At 67.3% G+C, this 736-nt stretch carries 1 protein-coding gene and 1 pseudogene; one reads left to right on the top strand and one right to left on the bottom strand.

Annotated elements, in window-relative coordinates; all coding sequences use genetic code 11:
• The first annotated feature begins 337 nt into the window (after nt 1–337).
• Nucleotides 338–478 carry a hypothetical protein gene (locus EN749_RS38420; RefSeq protein ID WP_210214770.1) on the top strand — a complete coding sequence of 47 codons (141 nt, stop codon included), beginning with the start codon at nt 338–340 and terminating at the stop codon, nt 476–478.
• On the opposite strand, the pseudogene EN749_RS36705 reads toward EN749_RS38420, so the two are convergent.
• A pseudogene (locus tag EN749_RS36705) lies at nt 456–736 on the bottom strand (hypothetical protein); the annotation flags it as partial. The gene EN749_RS38420 and the pseudogene EN749_RS36705 sit on opposite strands and share 23 nt — an antisense overlap.

Raw genomic sequence — 736 nt, 5'->3', positions numbered from 1 at the left:
ATTCTGACCGACCACCAACAACTTGCGCAGCGGCATCGAAACTGCCCGGGGTTTTGCCCCTGTTACGTTTCGGAGGGATAGATCCACCGGCAGCTCAGATGGGGCGGGACTGACACAGCCGTTTCCACGCCGGCATTCGCGCCGTTCCGGGAATCCTGACCCGCGAGACGCGGCCGATCGCTGAAACCCGGTGACCCCAGCCCCCCGGCGGGCTGACATCAAGATGAGGCCTTGGGTGCCGGCGCCGCCGAGCAGCGTCACATGCTCCGCGACATTGGGCTCGGCAACGTCCCCGCGAGGGGATGTGGCCCTGCCTTCATGGGCTGATGAGTGCACCGTGCGCGAAGTCACGGACATCATGGCGGTGGACGGCGCCGAGGTCGGAACTGGCCACCAGCCCGATCGCACGACGCCGCCGTCGCTCGCTGGCCTCGTCGCGCCAGCCCAAGACCACCTTACGGCGACCTTTCCTGCCTGAGCGCGGATCGATGCCGCTGCGATATGGCGGGCTGCACCCAGCCGTCGAAGCGATAGAGGTTGCCGGCATGGATCGCAGCATCCTGATAGCTGACCGCCCAGACGAAACCGCTTTCCTGGCACAGCGCCGGGAAGACGAAGGCGCGCCACATGCACAACGTCACGCGGGACAGATCAGGCCGCGCCGCGCAGAGCCGCGACAGCTCGATGGCTTCGTGGCGGCTGCACACCCACTCCGAGTGAGAGGGCGCGCAGGCGG

It is taken from the genome of Mesorhizobium sp. M7A.F.Ca.ET.027.02.1.1 (assembly GCF_004022985.1).
In the GTDB taxonomy this organism is placed as follows: Bacteria; Pseudomonadota; Alphaproteobacteria; order Rhizobiales; family Rhizobiaceae; genus Mesorhizobium.
Note: the sequence above shows the minus strand (reverse complement) of the source record. Positions and strands in the feature narration are given on the sequence as shown.